3 protein-coding genes are annotated in these 3535 nt (G+C 73.2%); 1 reads left to right on the top strand and 2 read right to left on the bottom strand.

Features of this window, described 5'->3' with window-relative positions; all coding sequences use genetic code 11:
* Nucleotides 1–147 precede the first annotated feature (147 nt).
* Together AOK00_RS00185 and AOK00_RS00180 are read right to left on the bottom strand one after the other, a co-directional pair.
* On the bottom strand, nt 148–1545 hold the full coding sequence (locus tag AOK00_RS00185) for an NADP-dependent succinic semialdehyde dehydrogenase (RefSeq protein ID WP_055598287.1): 1398 nt from the start codon (nt 1543–1545) through the stop codon (nt 148–150).
* Between the two features lie 186 nt (nt 1546–1731).
* Complete coding sequence (locus AOK00_RS00180) at nt 1732–2433, bottom strand: ThuA domain-containing protein (protein ID WP_055598286.1); 702 nt, start codon at nt 2431–2433, stop codon at nt 1732–1734.
* Nucleotides 2434–2561: 128 nt separating this feature from the next.
* Here AOK00_RS00180 and AOK00_RS00175 point away from each other — a divergent pair, with 128 nt between their 5' ends.
* A complete protein-coding gene (locus tag AOK00_RS00175; RefSeq protein ID WP_055598285.1) occupies nt 2562–3401 on the top strand; it encodes a DUF3626 domain-containing protein in 840 nt (279 codons plus the stop codon).
* Nucleotides 3402–3535 lie beyond the last annotated feature (134 nt).

Below are 3535 nucleotides of genomic sequence, written 5' to 3'. Positions count from 1 at the left end.
GGGGACCGATGGAGCGGCTGTGGTCCGACGGGGTGGCCGGGGTCCGAGGGGCAGGTCGGGCCCGAGGGGTCACCCGGGTAGCTCCGCGCGCGCGTGGACCCGAGCCCACGGGCGCGCGTGGACTCGGGTGAGCGGGCGCACGGGTGGTCAGGCGCGCTGCCAGACCGTCGTCGCGTTGCAGAACTCGCGGATGCCGTGCCCGGAGAGCTCACGGCCGTACCCGGAACGCTTGATCCCGCCGAAGGGGAGGGCGGGGTGCGAGGCCGTCATGCCGTTGACGAACACGCCCCCGGCCTCCAGGTCACGCACGAAGAAGGCGACGTCCTCCCGGGACCGGGTCCAGACGTTGGAGCTGAGGCCGAACGCGGAGTCGTTGGCGACGGTCACGGCCTCCTCGATGTCACGGACCGGGTACACCGTGGCGACCGGCCCGAAGGCCTCCTCCTGGTGGATCCGCATCTCCGGGCTGATGCCGACGAGGACGGTGGGCCGGTAGTACCAGCCGTTCGCGAGCCCCGGCTCCTCCGGCCGGTGGCCGCCGCACAGGGCGGTGGCGCCCCGCCGTACGGCGTCGTCGACGAGCGCCTCCAGGTCGGTGCGGCCCTGCTCGGTGGCGAGGGGGCCGACGTCGGTGGACTCGTCGAGGGGGTCGCCGACGGTGAGGGCGTTCATGGCGGCGGTGAAACGCTCGGAGAAGTCGTCGTACACGTCCTGGTGGACGATGAACCGCTTGGCGGCGATGCAGGACTGCCCGTTGTTCTGCACGCGCGCGGTGACGGCCGTCTTCACGGCTCCGACGATGTCGGCCGAGGGCATGACGATGAACGGATCGCTGCCGCCGAGTTCCAGGACGGTCTTCTTGACCTCGTCACCCGCGACGGAGGCGACGGCCCGGCCCGCGGGTTCGCTGCCGGTCAGGGTGGCGGCGACGACCCTGGGGTCACGCAGGACGCGCTCGACGTCGCGGGAGCCGATGAGCAGCGTCTGGAAACAGCCCTCGGGGTATCCGGCGCGGCGGAAGAGGTCGCCGAGGTAGAGCGCGGTCTGCGGCACGTTGGAGGCGTGCTTGAGGAGGCCGGTGTTGCCCGCCATGAGCGCGGGCGCGGCGAAGCGGATCACCTGCCAGAGCGGGAAGTTCCACGGCATGACGGCGAGGATCGGGCCGAGGGGCCGGTAGTGGACGCGTGCCACGTCGGCGCCGGAGTCCTGGACGTCGCTCTCCGCCGGGTGCTCGTCGGCGAGCAGTTCCTCGGCGTTACGGGCGTACCAGCGCATCGCCTTGGCGCACTTGGCGGCCTCCGCGCGGGCGGCGGCGATCGGCTTGCCCATCTCGACGGTCATGGTGTGCGCGATGTCCTCGGTGTCCTCGTCGAGGAGAGCGGCGGCGGCGCGCAGCAGGCGGGCGCGTTCCGCGAAGGAGGTGGTGCGGTACTGGCGGTACGCCTCGTGAGCGGCGGCGATCCGCCGCTCGACCTCCTCGGGCCTGTGGGCCTCGTAGACGCGCAGCGTCTCGCCGGTCGCGGGGTTCACGGTGGCGATGCCCATGACGGGTCTCCTCCTGACATCGGCCCCCGTCTGCACGTTTCCGCTAAGCGGGGCTCGGCGCAACAGGGGCGGAGCGGTGGGGTGACCCGAAAGCGGCGGCGACCTCGGGAAACGTGGCCGCGGGCGGTTTCCGGGCGGTGCCCTGCCGCGAGCGCGGCCCGATCGGCGAGCCACCCGACAGGGCCTCTAGGCGGTGAGCCAGGTCAGGGCGCCGGCGAGGTGGGCGCGGAAGACCGGGTCGCGGTACGTCTCCGAGGCGTGGCCGAGCGCGGTGAAGAACACCCGCCCGCCGTCGATCTCCCGGCACCAGACCAGGGGGTGGTCGTCGCCGTGGGTGCCGCCCCGGTACGAGGTCTCGTCGGCCCGGGCGAGGATCCGCACCCCGGACTCCGCGCCGTCCGCCTCCGCGCCGTCCCCGGGCTTCGTGCTGCCCCGAGGGTCGGAGGTGAAGTTGTACCACTCGTCGGTCCAGGCCCAGCGGGCCGGCAGCGGGGCCGTCGCGGGGTGGTCCCGGTCGTCGACGAGGACGATGCCGGGCTGTATCTCGGGGTGGCCGTCGAAGCGGGTGCCGAGCAGCTCGCCGTAGAAGGGCCAGTCGGGCTCGGCGTTGGCCGCCGCGTGGACGGCGAGAAGGGCGCCGCCGCCCCTGAGGTACGCCTCGAGGGCGGCGCGTCCCCCGGGCGTCAGGACGTTCCCCGTCGTGGACAGCAGGACGACGACGGCGCATTCGGCCAGGCGCCCGGGCGTGAACACCTCCGGGTCCTCCGTCACCTCGGCCTTCCGCCCGAGGTCGTGCGCCAGCTCCGTGAGCGCGGCGGCCCCGTCGGGGATCGAGTCGTGGCGGTAGCCCGTGGTGCGGGTGTAGATCAGGACGTCCTGAGTGGGCACGCGGGGACTCCAGAGGGCGGGGGCGGAACAGCGGACGAGGAAAGGGAGTAAGCGCTTTCCGGACGAGGTCGACCGTAGCCATCGAAAACCCCGGGCCGCAACCCTCGTCCCTCCGTCACACTGCCCCGATGACAGGGATTCACGCCGCAGCGCACACCCCCACGCACGCACACGCCCGGCGCGCGCTCGCCCATGTGGCGGCCCGTTCCACCGGTGAGCCGATCGACCCCGCCCTGCGGGTCACCCTCAACTTCCACCCGCATTTTCTCGGCCGGCTGGCCGACGACGGGGTCTACCGCTCCCAGTTCGTCACCGGAACCAGCAACGGCGGCCTCACCGCCCACCCCGGCGGCGACCGCTGGCGCTGGGAGAGCCGCATCTTCGGCGGGGCGTACGACGAGGCCCCGGCGGACGCGCGCCCGGTCTACGGCGCCCTCGACTACCGCCGTCGCCCGTTCGGCGCCGCTCCCCGCTTCGGCTCCGCCCATCTGCGGCTGACGTCGGCCGCCCTGGAGCGGGCGACCTTCTGCTATCCGGACAGCTGCCTGGAGCCCGTCGCCTTCGGTGTCGCGGCCCGAATGGGCCTGATCGCGCTCGCCGAGGCCGACGACCAGGACATGCTCGACGACTGCGTCGAGGCACAGATCCACGGCCCGGTCCGCATCGCGCGTGACGTGGAGGCACTGGTCCTGGACCCGAGCCACCGGGGCACGGAGGTGGAGGCGGCGGCCCGGCGCCTGCCCTGCCCGGTGGAGTGGCACGGCGGATTCCGCCTGTCCGTCGACGAACTGCGGCGGCATCCCGGCTTCCGGGGGCAGGAGTACGTGGAGCTCGGCGCCCGGATCGCGGTCGACGGCCGGCTCGATCCCCGGATCGTGCAGGAGGCGGCGGGTTCGGGGCGGTACGACCCGCAGGACGTGAAGAAGGTCTGGCACTACCTGGCCCGCTTCGGCGCACCGGCCGCCTGACCTGCCGCCGCGCCTCCGCGCCGCGCTCCTCGGCGGGCACCTGGATCCGTGATCCGCGATCCGTTGTCGTATCGGATGCATCTCTGTATCTTTTGGCGCGCCGAGCCCCGCCCGGCCTCGTCCCGCGTCCCACC

Source organism: Streptomyces aureus (genome assembly GCF_001418135.1).
GTDB classification, from domain to species: Bacteria; Actinomycetota; Actinomycetes; order Streptomycetales; family Streptomycetaceae; genus Streptomyces; species Streptomyces aureus_A.
The sequence above is the reverse complement of the archived record's forward strand: the minus strand, read 5'-3'. Positions and strand labels throughout refer to the sequence as shown.

Excerpts from the sequence above, each read along its gene's own strand:
- AOK00_RS00185 (WP_055598287.1), bottom strand. The coding sequence starts at position 1,545 with ATGGGCATCGCCACCGTGAACCCCGCGACCGGCGAGACGCTGCGCGTC.
- AOK00_RS00175 (WP_055598285.1), top strand. The coding sequence starts at position 2,562 with ATGACAGGGATTCACGCCGCAGCGCACACCCCCACGCACGCACACGCC.